We start from the raw sequence: 14,906 nt of genomic DNA on the forward strand, positions 1-14,906 counted from the left end.
TCAACCATCGATGCGTTGCAGGAGGGCCTTAGCTTCGGCCATGTCCGGCTTGCCCGCCAGCACCTGCTGCACCAGCGATTTCGCCTGTTCCCGTTCGCCCAGGCGGAGATGGGCCTCGGCGGCACCGAGCTTCAGCTGCGGCTGCGCCATGTAGGGCATCGCCAACTGCATCAGGGTCAGTGCATGCCGCAGGTCATCGTCGCCACCCGCCGCCTGCGCCTGGTAGTAGCCCAGCAGCCCCAGCAGGTCCACGTGGTAGCGCTCGCGATCCTGCGCCAGCGCATCCGCTGCGCCACGTACATCGCCGCTGCGGGCCCGGGCCGCGAGCGCCATCGTCAGCTCGTCGCGCCACGGCGTGCGCGCGACGGGCGTGCGGCCGGTCGCGCGCACGATGGCGTCGGCGACGCCGGGCGTGGAGTAGGGGTTCTGCCCGGTGACCAGGCGCCCGTCCACGACGACCTTCGCCATCATCAGCGGTGCTTCCTGCCACCGCACCCCGCGCCCGCGCAACGCATCCTCGAGCTGCCACGGGAACTCCTTCGCCCAGCGCTTGCCGAACACGGCTTCCTCTTCATTCGTGAAGCCGGTCATCGCCTTGCCTGCAACCAGCGATGTGCCGTCGCCGAGCTTCACGTCCACCAGCGCGGCGGGCCCATGACAGACCGCGCCGATCACAGCGCCCTGCATGTAGGCTTCGGCCAGTAGCGCCGCCAGCGCGTTGTCGCGCGGCAGATCGAACATCGCGCCCTTGCCGCCGACGACGTAAATCGCCGCGTAATCCGCCGCCTTCACCTCGCGCGTCGAACGCGTCGCCGCCAGCGTACGCATGGCCTCCGCATCGCCCAGCAACGCTGCGTTGAAAGGTTCCTGTGCGTTGTACTTGTCGGCTTCCACGGCACCGCCCTGCGGACTGGCGACGTCCACCTTCAGTCCATTGGCCTTGAAGATCAGCCAGGCTTGCGACAGCTCGTCGAATTCGTAGCCGGGGCGGGTCTCGCCCTGGTCGCGGCCTTCGCCGCTGACAACGATCAGCACCTTGTCCGGCATGGCGGCGTGCGCGGGCATTGCCGCGGCGAAGCAAAGCAGTGCGCCCAGTCGGCGCAGGGCGTTGGGAATCAGGGGCATGGGACGGGTCTCCGAGGGAAGGCCGCCAGTCTCCTGCGCCCGGATCAACCAAGCTTCAAACGCGCGCTACCAGCCCGTCTGCGGGCCGAACACGTAACGCTTCAGCGCCTTGCCGAAGCTGCGCGCATCGGTGACGGTTTCGGCATGCAGCCCGGCGTCGCGCGCGCCCTGCACGTTGGTGAACTTGTCGTCGACGAACAGCGTGCTGCCGGCATCCCAGCCCAGCACGTCGAGCGCACGCGTGAACGTCGCCGGGGCAGGCTTGCGCATCTGCAGTCCGCCGCTGGTCAGCACGCGGCCTTCGATCCTGGACGCCATCGGCGCGACGATGCGAGGGATCGCGTGCGTCATCATCACGCCGTTGTTGGTCAGCACGCCCAGGGAAAGGGCGGGGTGCAGCGCTGCGATGCGCTCCAGCACGCCGTCGATGGCCGTGCTGCCCGCCATGCGCGAACGCAGCCAGGTGTCTTCATCCACCATCACCCCCAGTCCCTCGCCCAGTCGGCCGAGATAGGCGGCGGTGTCGATCGCACCGCTGTCGTATTCGGTTTCCAGGCCCGAGACGAACAACACCTCGCGCACCCGTTCGGAGGCGCAACCCGCATGCGCGGCGAGGTGCGCGATGCGCACCTCGTGACGGTAGTGGGCCAGGACGCCGTCGAAATCGAACAGCACCTGGTGGATGCGGGGCTTCATCCCGCGGCGACGACCTTGAAGGCCTCGCGGGCGGCGGCGATCGTCGCGTCAATGACGTCGGGCGTGTGTGCGCTGGACATGAAGCCGGCTTCGAACGCCGACGGCGCCAGGTACACGCCGCGTTCCAGCATCGCGTGGAAGAAGCGGTTGAACGCCGCCGTATCGCAGGCCACGGCCTGCGCATAGGTGTCGACCTGCTGGTCGGTGAAGAACAGCCCGAACATCGCGCCGACGCGTGTGGTGGTCAGCGGCACACCGGCATCGCGCGCGGCGGCTTCCAGGCCTTCGCAGAGCGTCGCTGTCGCCGCGGCGAGGCGGTCGTGGAAACCCGGCGCCTGGATGAGTTCCAGCATCGCCAGACCCGCGGCCATCGCCACCGGATTGCCGCTCAGCGTGCCGGCCTGGTAGATCGGGCCGGCCGGCGCGATCTGCTGCATCAGGTCGCGACGGCCACCGTAGGCGCCCACCGGCATGCCACCGCCGATGATCTTGCCGAAGGTGGTCAGGTCCGGCGTGATGCCGTAGTGCGCCTGCGCGCCGCCCAGCGCCACGCGGAAGCCGGTCATCACTTCGTCGAAGATCAGCAGCGCGCCATGCTGCGTGCACAGGGCGCGCAGGTGCTGCAGGTAGCCTTCGCGCGGCGGTAGGCAGTTGGCGTTGCCGACGACGGGTTCGATGATCAGGCAGGCGATCTCGCTGCCGTACTGTTCGAACAGCTGCGTGGCGCCTTCGAAGTCGTTGTAGCTCAGCGTCAGCGTCAGTTCGCTCAGCCCCGCCGGCACGCCGGGTGAGGTGGGTACGCCCAGCGTCAGCATGCCGCTGCCGGCCTTCACCAGGAACGAGTCGCCGTGGCCGTGGTAGCAGCCTTCGAACTTGACGATGCGGTTGCGCCCGGTCGCGCCGCGCGCCAGGCGTATCGCCGAAAGCGTGGCCTCGGTACCCGAGTTGACCATGCGCACCATCTCGCACGACGGCACCAGGCGCGTGATCGTTTCCGCCATCGTCACTTCGGCCGGGCAGGGGGCGCCGTACGACAGGCCGTCCTGGATCGCTGCCTGCACCGCCTCGCGCACCGTCGAATGGTTGTGGCCGACGATCATCGGGCCCCACGAGCCGACGTAGTCGATGTAGCGATTGCCATCGACGTCGTGCAGGTACGCGCCATCGGCACGCTGCACGAAGAACGGTTCACCCCCGACCGACTTGAACGCGCGCACCGGCGAATTGACGCCGCCGGGCAGCAACTGCTGGGCGCGGGCGAAGAGGGCATGGGACTGATCGTGGTTCATGGGGATTCCAGAAAATAGGAGGTCGTCTTGTGGGAGCGACGTAAGTCGCGATGGAAGAGTCGTGATGCCTCATCGCGACTTACGTCGCTCCCACGGGGAGCATCAGGTTCCGTCAAATCCTGCTCGGTAGGCTTGCGCCGCGGCCACCGGATCGGCCGCCTCGAACACGCCGCCGATCACGGCGACCAGGTCGGCACCGGCCGCCACCAGCGGGCCCATATTGTCCGGCGTTATGCCGCCTATCGCCACCCGCGGGACGCCCAGCGCCGCTACGTCGGCCAGCAATGGCGGCGTGGCGCGTCGCGTCGTCACCTTGCTCGTGGTCGGGAAGAACGCGCCGAACGCCACGTAGCTGGCGCCTGCCGCTACCGCGCGTTCGGCGAGTACGTGCTCGTCGTAGCACGAGGCGCCGACGATGGCTTCCGGGCCCAACAGCGCCCGCGCGGCGGCGACGCCGCCATCGTCCTCGCCGAGGTGCACGCCGGCGGCGCCGACCGCGGCAGCGAGTGCCACGTCGTCGTTGACGATCAGCGGCACGCCGGCGTCGACGCACAGCGCCTGCAGCGCCTTGGCCTGCACCAGGCGTCGTTCGGCGTCCGCGTCCTTCTGCCGGTACTGCAGCCAGGTCGCCTGCGGCAGCACGGCGGCCACCCGCGCCAGCAGGCGGGCAGTGTCCGGCTCCTCCGGGGTAATGAGGTACAGCCCGCGGGCGCTACGGACGGACGGGGGCAGGGATGTCATCGGCGAACTTCCGGTGCGCGGGCGGCGATGGGACAATGGCCGCTCCTCCAAGCCGGCATTATCCCGTGACCGACGCCACCGCCACCATCTTCCGCACCTGGATGTGCGTGGTCTGCGGCTTCCTCTACCACGAGGCCGACGGCCTGCCGGAAGAAGGCATCGCCCCCGGCACCCGCTGGGAAGACATCCCCGATGACTGGACCTGCCCCGACTGCGGCGTCAGCAAGGAGGATTTCGAGATGGTGGAGCTGGAACCCTGAGCTATCCCAGGGATGCGCTCAATGCATCCGCGATGTGCGCACCGCGCTGAGTTCCACCAGTTGTTCGCGCAGTTCCGCCGCGTCCTTCGCTTCCGGTGACAGATGCAGGTAGCGGGCGAGGTCGCGTTGCGCGCCAGCGCGGTAATCCATCTTCAGGTACGCCTGGCCGCGGTCGCGCAGGGCGTCGGGCTGGTCGGGCGTCAGCTTGAGCACGCGGTCGGCGCAGCGCGCGGCGCGGTCCCATTCCTCGCGTTCGGCATATACGCCATGCAGGTTGCGCAGCGTGCGCACGAGGATGGCGCGGTGCGAGGCCGGGTTGAGGATGTGCAACAGCGCGGCGTCGTCGGGGATGTCGCCCCCCAGGTGCGGCTTGGCGCGCTCGCGCAGTTCATCCACGCCGAGCGGACGGCCGCCGTTGAAGGGGTCCATCACCAGCAGGCCATCGTCGACCGGCAGGCGCACCAGAAAGTGGCCGGGGAACGACACGCCATCCAGCGGCACGCCCAACCGGCGTGCGACTTCCATCTGCACCATCGCCAACGACACCGGATTGCCGAGCCGGCGCTCGAACACCTCGTTGAGGTAGCTGTTGCGCGGGTCGTAGTACTCGTCGTGGTTGCCGGTGTAGCCGAGTTCGTCGAACAGGTGTCGGTTGATGGCCGCCATCTTCAGCGGCCACGGCTCGATCATGGCGATCTCGTGACGGAGATGCTCCGCGTGGCTCTGGACCAGCGTGTCGTAGAGGTCGGGGTCCAGTCCGGGATATTCGTCGCGCGCGATCAGCAGCGCAGTTTCCAGCAGCGGCACCGTTTCATCGGGCTGGCTGGCCAACGCATTCCATTCCGGCAATGTCAGTCGATCCCCCATGCCGACAGACTGGGGCCAATTCCACCGCGAATCAAGCCTCAGCGGACGGGCGGAATGCCCTTGCCGAGGGTGAGCTCGGCACCGTCCTGGAGCTTGAGGCGCTCGGCTTCGCCGGCATTCAGTTCCAGCACGAAGCGGGCCGGTTGGTCGCTGGGGTAGGACGGGCAGGCGTCGCCCGCCGAGCAGGGCGGCACGTTGCGCTGCTGGGTGACCAGCTTGCGGCCCGCATCGAAGTACAGGATGTCCAGCGGGATGCGCGTGTTCTTCATCCAGTAGGCCTGCGGTTCCTCGGCCTCGTGGATGAAGAGCATGCCGGTGCCGTCCGTCAGCGTGTCGCGGAACATCAGGCCGCGCGCGCGCTCGGTGTCGTCGTCGGCGATCTCGACGGTATAGCGCTTGCCGCCGATCTCGACCCATTCACCGCCACTGGCACAGCCGCTGAGCAGGAGGACGGAGAGCAGGGCGGGGGACATGCGGTGCATGGCGGCTTCCGGCGATCGGGGGCGACAGTCTACGCCATGGCCCCGACCGCGGCGCCGGCTCAACCGGGCGATGCGTCCGCCGGTAGCTGCACTCGCACCCAGCTCGCGATGCGGTCCGTCACGCGGCGGTTGTCCCGGTAGTACGCCGCGTTGTCGGCCAGTGCGTGCCAGCGCTGCTGGTCGCGGCACAGGTGATGGAGTTGCTCGACGAAGCGTTGCATCAGTGCGGCATCGGGTTGCGCGCCATGACTCTGTGCGCCGTGCATCAGGTCGAGCAACAGCAGCACACCGTCATGACACTGCTCAGCCTGCAGACGTGCGCCCATGTACAGCAGGTCGAGCTGTGCGGGTGACAGCAAGGTGATGCCCGGGTCGGCCAGGCTTTGGGTGGGACCGGATTGCAGCGCCTGCAATGCCTGCTCCAACGGACTGGGCCCGTCGTCGATTCCCTGGATCGTCGGCGCGACCGGTGCTGCGTCATCCGCGTCCATCGGTGAATCGGTTACGTCCTGTGAGATGGGCATGGAGCACTCCTTGCTTTGCCGGGGGCTGCGGCGATGCCTGTGTGAGCGCGTTCGGCATGCCGGTGGTTGCCGAATATATGAACACAAAATGTTCGCGTCAATTAACTTTGATAGTGATGCACGCCCTTGCCCGTGCGCGTAAGTTTCCGGCATGGCAGACGAACGAGAAAAATTCGCGCAACGCCTCGTGCACGCGATGCAGCAGGCCGGCTACGAGCCGCGCCCGATTGTCCTGTTCCATCTTTTCAACGCGAAATATCGCGGCTCTTCCGTCACGTTCCAGACGGTCTCGCGCTGGCTCAGGGGGCGCGCGCTGCCGGAGCAGGACAAGCTGCAGGTGATGGCCGATCTGCTCGGCGTCGAACCGCATGCGCTGCGGTTCGGGATGTCGCCGCGCTCGCGCGTGGCGGAAGCGCGGCCGCCGTGGCCGGCCGGCGCCGGCAGCCGCGAACGACAGGTGGTGGAGGCCTTCCTGCAGCTGCCGCCGAAGAAGCGCGAGCTCGTCGGCGAACTGGTAAAGGCCTTGTCGGAAAGCGCCTAGGCGCCTCCGATCACTTCAGCACGATCGGTGGTTCGCCGCCGACGATGACGATATCCGCCGGACGGCGGGCGAACAGGCCCACGCTGACGACGCCGGGGATCTGGTTGATCTCGCGCTCCATCGCCACCGGATCGGTGATCGACAGGTTGTGGATGTCCAGGATCAGGTTGCCGTTGTCGGTCACCGTGCCGTCGCGCCAGACCGGCTGACCGCCGGTCAACGCCAGGATCTCGCGCGCGACCAAGCTGCGCGCCATCGGGATGACTTCCACCGGCAGCGGGAACTTGCCGAGCACCGGCACCTGCTTGCTCGGGTCGACGATGCAGACGAACTGCTTGCTGGCCTCGGCGATGATCTTCTCGCGCGTCAGCGCAGCGCCACCGCCCTTGATCAGGCGCTTGTGCGGATCGCACTCGTCGGCGCCATCCACGTACAGCGACAGCGTGCCGGTGTGGTTGAGGTCGAGCACCTCGATGCCATGCTGCTTCAGCCGCGCGGTGCTCTGGTCGGAACTGGAGACCGCACCCTTGATGCGGTCCTTGATGCCCGCCAGCGCATCGATGAAGAAGGCGACGGTGGAGCCCGTGCCCACGCCGACGATCATGCCGTCCTCGACGAACTCGATGGCCTTTTCGCCGGCCAGGCGCTTTGCTTCGCTCATGGGAATTTCGGTATCAGGAAGGGAGAAAGGGGTTCACTCGAGCGCGAGCAGGAATTTCCATTGCGCGGCGGTGACCGGCAACACGGAGAGGCGGTTGCCGCGCTGGATCAGCGCGAAGCCTTCGCCGAGGGCGTCGCCATGCTGTTTGATCTCGTCGAGCGTGATCGTGCGCTTGAGCTTGCGGTCGAACTTCACGTCCACCAGCGACCAGCGCGGTTCCTCGCGCGTGCTCTTGGGGTCGTAGTAGTCGGACTTCGGATTGAACTGGGTGTCGTCCGGATAGGCCGCCGTCGCCACCGTGGCGGTGCCGACGATGCCGGGTTCCTTGCAGTTGGAGTGGTAGAACAGCACGCCGTCGCCGACCTGCATGGCGCGCATAAAATTGCGCGCCTGGTAGTTGCGCACGCCGTTCCACGGCTCCGTGCCGACCTTCTTCAGGTTGTCGATCGAGAAGGTGTCCGGCTCCGACTTCATCAGCCAGTAGTGCTTGCGTGCGGTCATTGCGGGTGTTCCGGCGGAGCGGTGGAGGGAGTCAGGGTGTCGCGTTCGGTGCAGATCGCATCCAGCGGTACGTCCCAGGCCTGGGCGCCGACCGAAGCCACGCGCTGCGCCTCGAAACCGACACCCACGAGCCAGGGCGGCGCGGGGTGGTGCAGTCGGGACGCCAGCGTGCGGTCGTACCAGCCACCGCCCATGCCGAGGCGGTGGCCCGCGCGGTCGAAGCCCACCAGCGGCACGGCGATCAGCGCCATCTCGCTTGCGGAGAGCCCGGAGCGCGGATCGATGTCGGGTTCGGGAATGCCGTAGCGGTTGGTCACCAGCGCATCGCCGGGACGCCACGGCGCAAAGCGCAGGGCCTCGTCTTCGGCCAGTACCGGCAAGCAATAGACCACGCTCTTTGGCAGGCGCAGTTGCCAGCTGTGCAGCCCGATCTCCCCATCCATCGCCCAGTAGCCAGCCACATAGCCGTTCGATGGCGCGAACGGCAGCGCCAACAGGCGCGCAGCGAGCGCGTCGGCCCCGGCGATGCGTTCGGCGGCGGGAAGGGCCTTGCGGCGTGCGCGCAGATCTCGGCGGAGCGCGTCGCGCTGTGCCGTCATGGTCGCGGGGAGGGATGGGTGGACATGCGCGAATTTTACGGCATGCGTCCCGGCGTTGCCGGGGTGGGACCGCGGGAGCGGCGTCAGTCACGGCCCTTGGCGTCGGGTCCCCGGTGCAATCGGCTTCGTTTCGAAGTCATCCCGCTCAAGGGCGGGTGCAACAGGACCGGCCGGGTCGCGGCTGATGCCGCTGCCGCGGGAAAAATACGTCCTCCGCCATCAACGATGCTCACGAAACGACCTTGAACCCGGGGTTCAAGTGGGAAGGCTGGGGAACCATCGGGCTTTCCGCTGCGAGGCAGACCTGCACTCCCGGTACCGTCGCCATCCCGTGGTCGTCATTAAGGGACAAGGCGAATGTTTGCGTGCGCTGTCGAGGACAGCAGAGGACGCGAGGCCAGTATAGCGAGTTGAAAAAAGTTGCCTAGCCCGTTCGTCGGCGGATTCAGTCCGCAGTCGGTGTGGTGCGCATGCCGTTACGGCGCGCCGAGTGCGGCGTCGAGCTTGCGATGCAGGTCCTGCAGCGTGCGTTCGACATCGCGATTGCGCGCGTGCTGTTCATCGCGCAGCTGCTGCAATTCGTGTGCCAGGTTCAGTGCGGCGAGCACGGCGACGCGATCCACGGCCGCCATGCGGTTGCTGCCGCGCACTTCGCGCATGCGGCTGTCGAGCAGCTTGGCGGCCGCCATCAGGCCGGAGCGCTCGTCGGGCGAAACGCCCACGGTGTACTCGCGGTCGAGGATGTGGACACTGACGGGCTCGGTGGCGCTCACGTGTGCTGCTCCAGGGATTTCAGGCGGCTGATCATCGCTTCGACCCGCGAACGCGCCTGTTCGTTCTTGGCCAGCAGTTGCGAACGTTCGCCCACCAGTTGCTCCTGCTGGTGGCGCAGGCTGCGGTTTTCCTCGGACAGCCGCTGGCAGCGGTCCGCCAGGTCCTGGATGCGCGCGCTGAGCGCGCGGAGCTGGTCGAGCAGGTCGGCATTGTCCATGGCGGCCACGATAGGCATGCGCTCGGCGGGTGGTCAAGGGCGGCCGGGCAGGGGATGCGACGGCGGTCGCGACGCGGGGCTCGAAGCGCTCCCGCGCGGGTTCAGGAAGCGACGCGGATGCCGGAGCCTGGGTAGTACTCGCGGATGAACCGCAAGCACTGGTCCGGGCTGAGCGCCTGCGCGACCCAGTGGCCCTGCACCTCGTCGCAACCGTGGCTGCGCAGGAATTCGTACTGGTCCCACGTCTCCACGCCTTCGGCCACCACCTTCAGCGCCAGCGACTGGCCCATGGTGATGATGGTGCTGGTGATGGCTTCGTCGTCGCTGTCGTGGGTCAGGTCGCCGATGAACTCGCGGTCGATCTTCAGCGTGGTCAGCGGCAGGCGCTTGAGGTACGCCAGCGACGAATAGCCGGTGCCGAAATCGTCGATCGCCAGCGAGATGCCCAGGCGACGGCACGCGCGCAGCGTGTCCGCGTTCTGCTCGGGGTTCGCCATGATGACGCTTTCGGTGAGCTCCAGCTCCAGCCGGTTGGCCGGGATGCCGGTTTCCTCCAGCGTGCGCGCCACCACGGCCTGCAGGTCGCCGCGCTGGAGCTGCGTGGCGGACACGTTGACCGCGACGGACAGTTCTTCCAGGCCGGCGTCGTGCCAACTGCGCAGCGTCAGGCAGGCCTCGCGCAGCGCCCAGGCGCCGAGCTCGAGGATCATCCCGGACTCTTCGGCCAGCGGGATGAACTGCGCCGGCGAGACCATGCCGAATTCGCGGCTGTCCCAGCGCAGCAGCGCTTCCACGCCGGTGATGCGCTGGCGCGAGATGGACAGGCGCGGCTGGAACACCAGCGAGAGTTCGTTGCGGTCGATCGCACGTCGAAGCGCGCTGGCCAGGATGGCGCGATGGCGGTTCTTCTCGTCCATCGTTTCCGAATACACCTGGTAGGTGTGCCGGCCCATCGCCTTGGCCTGGTACATGGCCGTATCGGCGTGCTTGAGCAGTTCGGTCGGGACCTGCGCATGCTCGGGGTACAGGCTGATGCCGATCGAGGGCGAAACCGCCAGCTCGAGCCGTTCGCCGAAATTCAGCGGTGCACGGAATGCCTGGATGATCCGCTGCGCCACGTCCTCGGCGTCGGGCAGGCCGTTGATGTCTTCCAATACCACCGTGAACTCGTCGCCGCTCAGGCGTGCGACGGTGTGCTGGGTGCCGACGGTCTGCTGCACACGTGCCGCCGCGGCGCGCAGGATGCGGTCGCCGGTGGCATGTCCGAGCGAATCGTTGATGTCCTTGAAGCGGTCCAGGTCGATGAACAGCACCGCCACATGTCCGTGCTCGCGGCGCGCCCGCACGATGGCGCGCGACAGCCGCTCGGACAGCAGCGAGCGGTTGGGCAGGCTGGTGAGGGTGTCGTAGTTGGCCAGGTAGCGCAGTTCCTGTTCGGCGCGCTTCTGCTCGGTGATGTCGGTGAGCACCTGCACGTACAGCGGACGCTCGCCGCTGACGTCGGGCACCACGTTGGTCTCGATGCGGCAGAGGATCTCTTCGCCATCCTTCCGGACCTTCCACACCTCGCCGGACCAGCGCCCGGTCAGGCGCAGCTCGCGATGCATGCGTTCGAAGAAGGCGTCCTCGTGCTGGTCGCTGTCCAGCATGGTCATCGGCTGGCCGATGATCTCGTCTTCGGCGTAGCCGGTGATGCGGGTGAAGGCCGGGTTGATCGTGATGAACTGGTGGGCCCAGTCCAGCACGGCGACGGCTTCGTTCATGCTGCGCATCACTTCGCCGGCGATGCGGTGTTCGTACTCGGCGTTGCGGCTGGCGGTGATGTCGCGCGCGGTGCCTGCGATGCGTACCGGTTGCCCTTCCGCATCGCGCTCCACCACGCGGCCGCGCGCGCGCACCCACACCCAGGTGCCGTTGCCCAGCATGTCCATGCGGTGTTCGGAGGTGAAGATCGGCGACTTGCCCTGCAGGTGGAGGCGCAGCCGCTCCATCACCAGCGGCAGGTCTTCCTCGTGGATGGTCGGTACTTCGCCCTGCCGGGTGAGCACGGTGATGTCGGACGTCTGCACGGCGTTTTCGTCCGCGCGCATGCGGTACAGCCGGCGCTGCACCAGGTCGTAGTCCCAGAACTGTTCGCCCGAAGCCCACAGCGCGAGCTTCAGGCGCTCATCGCGATTGCGCAGTGTTTCGCTGCGCGGCGGCTCCGGCTGCACTTGGCGCGCTGCCAGCCAGCCCTGCCACCAGCGCCGCGTGCCGATCACCACCACGCCAAGCAGGACCGCGCCCGCCAAGCCCATGACCAGGGGCCGGGACGACAGCGGGGAGGCCGTTGCGAGGACTGCAGCGACAGGAAGAGGCGGCATGGGGGTGGACGGACCGTCCGGGCCAAGGTGATACCGGAGTGTAGGCATGCGTACACACGCACAACAAGCCGGGATGCGGGTTTTCGTTGGTACAATCACGGGGTTGTCCGAAACCTGCAGCGGATTGCGTTCTTCTATGCCCGACCTTCCCGATATCGCCGCCGTCGATGCGGCATCCCGCCAGCTGGGACTGGCGACGGACGCCTCGGAATTGCACGGCGCGTTGTGCGGCTGGCTCGCCGGTGGCGGTGCCGCCGACGGTACCTGGCTGGCCCGCGCCCTGGCCGACGATGCGTTGCCAGCACCCGCAGCGGGGAGTGTCCTGGACCAGTTGCGCGAAGCGGCCGTCGTCCAGCTCGAGGATCGCGGTTTCTCGTTCGACCTGCTGTTGCCTGCTGCCGACCGTTCTCTGGACGAGCGCGCCGAAGCGCTGTTCGGCTGGTGCCGCGGGTTCCTGGGTGCGTTCGGGCTCGCCGCGGGTGCGACGCCGCCACTGTCCGAGGAAGGTCAGGAAGCGCTGCAGGATCTCGCGCGCCTCGCCAAGGCGTCTGCCGAAAGCAGCGAGGACGAGGAAGACGAGGACGCGCTGGCCGAACTGGAAGAGTTCGTCCGCGTCGCGGCCTTGCTGCTGCACGGTGATTGCGTCCTCGGGCCCCGGCATCGCCGGAGCCTGAACTGATGAAGGCGCTGACCGGCATCACCGCGGCGGAGTTCACCCGCCGGCGCCGGCAGCTGATGCGGATGGCCGGCAACGACGCCATCCTGGTGCTGCCGGCCGCGCCCGAGCGCATCCGCAGCCACGACACCCACTACCCGTACCGACAGGATTCCGACTTCTGGTACCTGTGCGGTTTCCCCGAGCCGGATGCGGTGCTGGTCCTGGTGCCGGGCCGCAAGCATGGCGAAGCGATCCTGTTCTGCCGCGAACGCGATCCCGAACGCGAGGGCTGGGACGGTCCGCGCGCCGGCCAGGATGGCGCGGTCAACGACTACGGGATGGACGATGCCTATCCCATCGACGATCTCGACGAGATCCTGCCGGGGCTGCTCGAAGGCCGTTCGCGGGTGTACTACCACTTCGGCCGCGATGCCGACTTCGACCTCAAGTTGATCGGCTGGGTGCGCCACGTGCGCGCGCAGGTCCGCCAGGGCGCGCAACCGCCGCACGAGTTCCTCGAACTCGGGCACCTGCTGCATGACCTGCGCCTGTTCAAGTCGAAGGACGAGATCAAGCTGATGCAGCGCGCTGCCGACATCAGCGTGCAGGCGCACCAGGCCGCGATGCGTGCCGCGCGGCCCGGCATCCGCGAATACGAATTGCAGGCGGACCTGGAGCGCGTGTTCCGCGCGAACGACGCCTGGCCGGCCTACAACAGCATCGTCGGCGCCGGCCATAACGCCTGCGTGCTGCACTACCGCGCCAACACCGCGCAGGCGCGCGATGGCGATCTGGTGCTGATCGACGCGGGTGCGGAATACCGCGGCTATGCCTCGGACATCACCCGCACCTTTCCGGTCAACGGCCGCTTCACGCCGGCACAGCGCGCGCTGCACGACTTGGTGGGCGATGCGCAGCGCGCCGCGCTGGGTTGCGCACGCGTGGGCGTGCCCTACGAAGCCGGCCACGTGGCCGCGGTGGAGACGCTCACCGAGGGTCTGCTGCGGCTCGGTCTGCTGAAGGGCAAGCTGGAGAAGCACCTGGCCGAGGGCAACTACCGCCGGTTCTACCGCCACAAGACCGGCCACTGGCTGGGCCTGGACGTGCACGATGTCGGCGACTACCGCATCGATGGCGATTCGCGCCTGCTGGAACCCGGCATGGCCTTCACTATCGAGCCCGGCCTGTACGTCTCGCACGACGACACCACGGTGGACGCGAAGTGGCGCGGGATCGGCATCCGCACCGAGGACGACGTGCTGGTCACCGCCGACGGCCCGGTCGTGCTGACCGATGCGCTGGCGCGCAGCGCCGACGAGATTGAAGCGGTGATGGCGTCCACCTGACGGCGGCTTACATCAACTGCAGGCTTACCTCTCCAATCCACAGCTGACGCCAGCGCGCGAGCTTCTCTTCAGGTGACAGCCGCTGCGGCGAGGTCGATGCCGTGGGCGCGAAGGCGTCGCGCTCCTCCAGGCACCCGGTGTTGACCGCCGCGTACGTGCGCTCGCCGTCCTCGAACAGCACTGCCAACAGCACGCCGCACTCGCCGCACAGCAGGAATTGCGCGGCCAGCGAGCCCTGCCGATAGCGACGTAGACATTCAGGACGATGCGCATGAATGATCAGTTGCGCGTTCGCGTCCGACACCCATGCCGCACCATGCGCGCGGCAGAAGCTGCAGTCGCAGGCGCGTGGCACCGTGTCTGCGGGTACCCGCGTGGTGGAGAGCACGAGGGTGATCGTGCCGCAATGACAGCCGCCCTGGAGCGTCGCGCGGGTCGCAGTCATCGGCGCGGATCAACCGCCGCGGGAACGCCAGGCCGCGGGTGTTTCATTGGTCAGGTCTTCGGCGCGGGCGCGCGCCGCTTCCAGCGGCCGGATCTCCAGTGTCAGGCCGAAGGCCAAACAGGGATTCTCCGAGGCGATCCGTGCAGCGTCTTCGAGCGACTCGGCCACGATGAACCAGTAGCCCCCCACCAGCTCTTTCGCTTCGGCGAACGGCCCATCGGTGATGCCGTCGCGGGTGACGCACTTGCTGCGCGCTTCCAATCGGCTGCCGGGCTTCAGCATGCCCTCGGCCAATCCGCGCTCGTACCAGGTGTAGAAGCGGTCGATCGCGTTCTGCACGTCCTGCGGCGACGCAGATTCGTCCCACTGTCCGCGGGAAATCAACAGGTAATCGGATGTCGTCATGGCCTCATGCCTCCGTCATTGCCCTGCGGGCGGCTCCCACAACTCGACCTTGTTGCCTTCGGGGTCCAGCACCCAGCCGAACTTGCCCTGCTCGGATACCTGAGGATCGCCGACCACGTTGCAGCCTTCCTCGCGCAGCGCGGCCAGCAACGCGTCCAGGTCGGCCACGCGGAAATTGATCATGAAGCTCGCGGTGCTGGGCGCCATGTAGGTGGTGTCCTGCTTGAACGGACTCCAGATCGTCATGCCGGCCGGGCTGCCTTCACCGCCCCACGGGAAGATCGCGCCGCCCCAATCGGATACGTCCAAGCCCAGGTGGTCGCGGTACCACGCACTGAGCGCCTTGGGGTCCGCCGATTTGAAGAAGATGCCGCCGATGCCGGTGACGCGTTCCATGTGGACCTCCGTGGAT

General features: G+C 67.6%; 20 protein-coding genes and 1 other RNA gene. 4 read left to right on the forward strand and 17 right to left on the reverse strand.

What is annotated here, in order from left to right:
* The 4 genes from BM365_RS13590 to thiE all read right to left on the reverse strand — a co-directional run bounded on the left by BM365_RS13590 (position 1) and on the right by thiE (position 3,851).
* Complete coding sequence (locus BM365_RS13590; RefSeq protein WP_093490073.1) at positions 1-1,125, reverse strand: type 1 glutamine amidotransferase domain-containing protein; 1,125 nt, start codon at positions 1,123-1,125, stop codon at positions 1-3.
* A gap of 66 nt (positions 1,126-1,191) precedes the next feature.
* On the reverse strand, positions 1,192-1,821 hold the full coding sequence (locus tag BM365_RS13595; protein ID WP_093490074.1) for an HAD-IA family hydrolase: 630 nt from the start codon (positions 1,819-1,821) through the stop codon (positions 1,192-1,194).
* Positions 1,818-3,110 carry a glutamate-1-semialdehyde 2,1-aminomutase gene (gene hemL / locus BM365_RS13600; RefSeq protein WP_093490075.1) on the reverse strand — a complete coding sequence of 431 codons (1,293 nt, stop codon included), beginning with the start codon at positions 3,108-3,110 and terminating at the stop codon, positions 1,818-1,820. Before hemL ends, BM365_RS13595 begins: the two co-directional genes overlap by 4 nt.
* A gap of 102 nt (positions 3,111-3,212) precedes the next feature.
* Positions 3,213-3,851: a thiamine phosphate synthase gene (gene thiE, locus BM365_RS13605; RefSeq protein ID WP_093490076.1), complete on the reverse strand. Its 639-nt coding sequence runs from the start codon at positions 3,849-3,851 to the stop codon at positions 3,213-3,215.
* Between the two features lie 35 nt (positions 3,852-3,886).
* On the opposite strand from thiE, the gene BM365_RS13610 reads away from it, so the two are divergent.
* Positions 3,887-4,111 (forward strand): rubredoxin, encoded by a 225-nt coding sequence (locus BM365_RS13610; RefSeq protein WP_081420492.1) that lies wholly within the window; start codon positions 3,887-3,889, stop codon positions 4,109-4,111.
* Between the two features lie 18 nt (positions 4,112-4,129).
* On the opposite strand, the gene BM365_RS13615 is transcribed toward BM365_RS13610, so the two are convergent.
* From BM365_RS13615 to BM365_RS13625, 3 genes are read right to left on the reverse strand one after another with little or no spacing between them, the layout of a single operon-like run.
* A complete protein-coding gene (locus BM365_RS13615) occupies positions 4,130-4,978 on the reverse strand; it encodes a SirB1 family protein (RefSeq protein ID WP_093490077.1) in 849 nt (282 codons plus the stop codon).
* A gap of 38 nt (positions 4,979-5,016) precedes the next feature.
* Positions 5,017-5,460 (reverse strand): DUF192 domain-containing protein, encoded by a 444-nt coding sequence (locus BM365_RS13620; protein WP_093490078.1) that lies wholly within the window; start codon positions 5,458-5,460, stop codon positions 5,017-5,019.
* Positions 5,461-5,519: 59 nt separating this feature from the next.
* Complete coding sequence (locus tag BM365_RS13625; RefSeq protein ID WP_139227437.1) at positions 5,520-5,984, reverse strand: hypothetical protein; 465 nt, start codon at positions 5,982-5,984, stop codon at positions 5,520-5,522.
* A gap of 151 nt (positions 5,985-6,135) precedes the next feature.
* Here BM365_RS13625 and BM365_RS13630 point away from each other — a divergent pair, with 151 nt between their 5' ends.
* Entirely contained in the window at positions 6,136-6,525 is a 390-nt protein-coding gene (locus tag BM365_RS13630; RefSeq protein ID WP_093490080.1) for a helix-turn-helix domain-containing protein, read from the forward strand.
* Between the two features lie 10 nt (positions 6,526-6,535).
* Here the strand turns inward: BM365_RS13630 and rpiA are convergent, their stop codons facing one another.
* The 7 genes from rpiA to BM365_RS13665 form a co-directional block, all read right to left on the reverse strand.
* Positions 6,536-7,186, reverse strand: a complete 651-nt coding sequence (gene rpiA, locus BM365_RS13635) for a ribose-5-phosphate isomerase RpiA (RefSeq protein ID WP_056881718.1) — start codon at positions 7,184-7,186, stop codon at positions 6,536-6,538.
* 33 nt (positions 7,187-7,219) lie between these two features.
* The gene (locus BM365_RS13640) at positions 7,220-7,687 is read right to left on the reverse strand and encodes an EVE domain-containing protein (RefSeq protein ID WP_093490081.1); all 468 of its coding nucleotides are present in this window, start codon (positions 7,685-7,687) and stop codon (positions 7,220-7,222) included.
* Positions 7,684-8,286 carry a 5-formyltetrahydrofolate cyclo-ligase gene (locus BM365_RS13645; RefSeq protein ID WP_093490082.1) on the reverse strand — a complete coding sequence of 201 codons (603 nt, stop codon included), beginning with the start codon at positions 8,284-8,286 and terminating at the stop codon, positions 7,684-7,686. Before BM365_RS13645 ends, BM365_RS13640 begins: the two co-directional genes overlap by 4 nt.
* Positions 8,287-8,492: 206 nt before the next feature.
* Positions 8,493-8,678: non-coding RNA, 6S RNA (ssrS, locus tag BM365_RS13650), on the reverse strand.
* A gap of 84 nt (positions 8,679-8,762) precedes the next feature.
* A complete protein-coding gene (locus BM365_RS13655) occupies positions 8,763-9,059 on the reverse strand; it encodes a cell division protein ZapA (RefSeq protein WP_093490083.1) in 297 nt (98 codons plus the stop codon).
* On the reverse strand, positions 9,056-9,277 hold the full coding sequence (locus tag BM365_RS13660; protein ID WP_056881811.1) for a TIGR02449 family protein: 222 nt from the start codon (positions 9,275-9,277) through the stop codon (positions 9,056-9,058). The genes BM365_RS13655 and BM365_RS13660 overlap by 4 nt, the downstream gene beginning before the upstream one ends.
* 101 nt (positions 9,278-9,378) lie before the next feature.
* Complete coding sequence (locus BM365_RS13665; RefSeq protein ID WP_233210815.1) at positions 9,379-11,574, reverse strand: putative bifunctional diguanylate cyclase/phosphodiesterase; 2,196 nt, start codon at positions 11,572-11,574, stop codon at positions 9,379-9,381.
* A 202-nt stretch (positions 11,575-11,776) separates the two neighbouring features.
* Here BM365_RS13665 and BM365_RS13670 point away from each other — a divergent pair, with 202 nt between their 5' ends.
* Both BM365_RS13670 and BM365_RS13675 read left to right on the forward strand, forming a co-directional pair.
* On the forward strand, positions 11,777-12,319 hold the full coding sequence (locus tag BM365_RS13670) for a UPF0149 family protein (protein WP_093490085.1): 543 nt from the start codon (positions 11,777-11,779) through the stop codon (positions 12,317-12,319).
* Positions 12,319-13,644: an aminopeptidase P N-terminal domain-containing protein gene (locus BM365_RS13675; protein WP_093490086.1), complete on the forward strand. Its 1,326-nt coding sequence runs from the start codon at positions 12,319-12,321 to the stop codon at positions 13,642-13,644. The genes BM365_RS13670 and BM365_RS13675 overlap by 1 nt, the downstream gene beginning before the upstream one ends.
* 7 nt (positions 13,645-13,651) lie before the next feature.
* Here BM365_RS13675 and BM365_RS13680 read toward each other — a convergent pair whose 3' ends face one another.
* The 3 genes from BM365_RS13680 to BM365_RS13690 are packed head-to-tail and all read right to left on the reverse strand — an operon-like array spanning position 13,652 to position 14,890.
* A complete protein-coding gene (locus tag BM365_RS13680; RefSeq protein WP_093490087.1) occupies positions 13,652-14,089 on the reverse strand; it encodes a GFA family protein in 438 nt (145 codons plus the stop codon).
* Positions 14,090-14,098: 9 nt separating this feature from the next.
* The gene (locus BM365_RS13685; protein WP_093490088.1) at positions 14,099-14,494 is read right to left on the reverse strand and encodes a YciI family protein; all 396 of its coding nucleotides are present in this window, start codon (positions 14,492-14,494) and stop codon (positions 14,099-14,101) included.
* A gap of 15 nt (positions 14,495-14,509) precedes the next feature.
* Positions 14,510-14,890, reverse strand: coding sequence for a VOC family protein (locus BM365_RS13690; protein ID WP_093490089.1), 381 nt, complete (start codon positions 14,888-14,890; stop codon positions 14,510-14,512).
* Positions 14,891-14,906: the final 16 nt, after the last annotated feature.

Origin of the sequence: Pseudoxanthomonas sp. YR558 (genome assembly GCF_900116385.1) — a bacterium.
In the GTDB taxonomy this organism is placed as follows: Bacteria; Pseudomonadota; Gammaproteobacteria; order Xanthomonadales; family Xanthomonadaceae; genus Pseudoxanthomonas_A.

Excerpts from the sequence above, each read along its gene's own strand:
- rpiA (WP_056881718.1), bottom strand. The coding sequence starts at position 7,186 with ATGAGCGAAGCAAAGCGCCTGGCCGGCGAAAAGGCCATCGAGTTCGTC.
- hemL (WP_093490075.1), bottom strand. The coding sequence starts at position 3,110 with ATGAACCACGATCAGTCCCATGCCCTCTTCGCCCGCGCCCAGCAGTTG.
- BM365_RS13630 (WP_093490080.1), top strand. The coding sequence starts at position 6,136 with ATGGCAGACGAACGAGAAAAATTCGCGCAACGCCTCGTGCACGCGATG.
- thiE (WP_093490076.1), bottom strand. The coding sequence starts at position 3,851 with ATGACATCCCTGCCCCCGTCCGTCCGTAGCGCCCGCGGGCTGTACCTC.
- BM365_RS13645 (WP_093490082.1), bottom strand. The coding sequence starts at position 8,286 with ATGACGGCACAGCGCGACGCGCTCCGCCGAGATCTGCGCGCACGCCGC.
- BM365_RS13625 (WP_139227437.1), bottom strand. The coding sequence starts at position 5,984 with ATGCCCATCTCACAGGACGTAACCGATTCACCGATGGACGCGGATGAC.
- BM365_RS13595 (WP_093490074.1), bottom strand. The coding sequence starts at position 1,821 with ATGAAGCCCCGCATCCACCAGGTGCTGTTCGATTTCGACGGCGTCCTG.
- BM365_RS13665 (WP_233210815.1), bottom strand. The coding sequence starts at position 11,574 with ATGGGCTTGGCGGGCGCGGTCCTGCTTGGCGTGGTGGTGATCGGCACG.
- BM365_RS13670 (WP_093490085.1), top strand. The coding sequence starts at position 11,777 with ATGCCCGACCTTCCCGATATCGCCGCCGTCGATGCGGCATCCCGCCAG.
- BM365_RS13640 (WP_093490081.1), bottom strand. The coding sequence starts at position 7,687 with ATGACCGCACGCAAGCACTACTGGCTGATGAAGTCGGAGCCGGACACC.
- BM365_RS13620 (WP_093490078.1), bottom strand. The coding sequence starts at position 5,460 with ATGCACCGCATGTCCCCCGCCCTGCTCTCCGTCCTCCTGCTCAGCGGC.
- BM365_RS13615 (WP_093490077.1), bottom strand. The coding sequence starts at position 4,978 with ATGGGGGATCGACTGACATTGCCGGAATGGAATGCGTTGGCCAGCCAG.
- BM365_RS13660 (WP_056881811.1), bottom strand. The coding sequence starts at position 9,277 with ATGGACAATGCCGACCTGCTCGACCAGCTCCGCGCGCTCAGCGCGCGC.
- BM365_RS13680 (WP_093490087.1), bottom strand. The coding sequence starts at position 14,089 with ATGACTGCGACCCGCGCGACGCTCCAGGGCGGCTGTCATTGCGGCACG.
- BM365_RS13685 (WP_093490088.1), bottom strand. The coding sequence starts at position 14,494 with ATGACGACATCCGATTACCTGTTGATTTCCCGCGGACAGTGGGACGAA.
- BM365_RS13675 (WP_093490086.1), top strand. The coding sequence starts at position 12,319 with ATGAAGGCGCTGACCGGCATCACCGCGGCGGAGTTCACCCGCCGGCGC.
- BM365_RS13590 (WP_093490073.1), bottom strand. The coding sequence starts at position 1,125 with ATGCCCCTGATTCCCAACGCCCTGCGCCGACTGGGCGCACTGCTTTGC.
- BM365_RS13690 (WP_093490089.1), bottom strand. The coding sequence starts at position 14,890 with ATGGAACGCGTCACCGGCATCGGCGGCATCTTCTTCAAATCGGCGGAC.
- BM365_RS13610 (WP_081420492.1), top strand. The coding sequence starts at position 3,887 with ATGGCCGCTCCTCCAAGCCGGCATTATCCCGTGACCGACGCCACCGCC.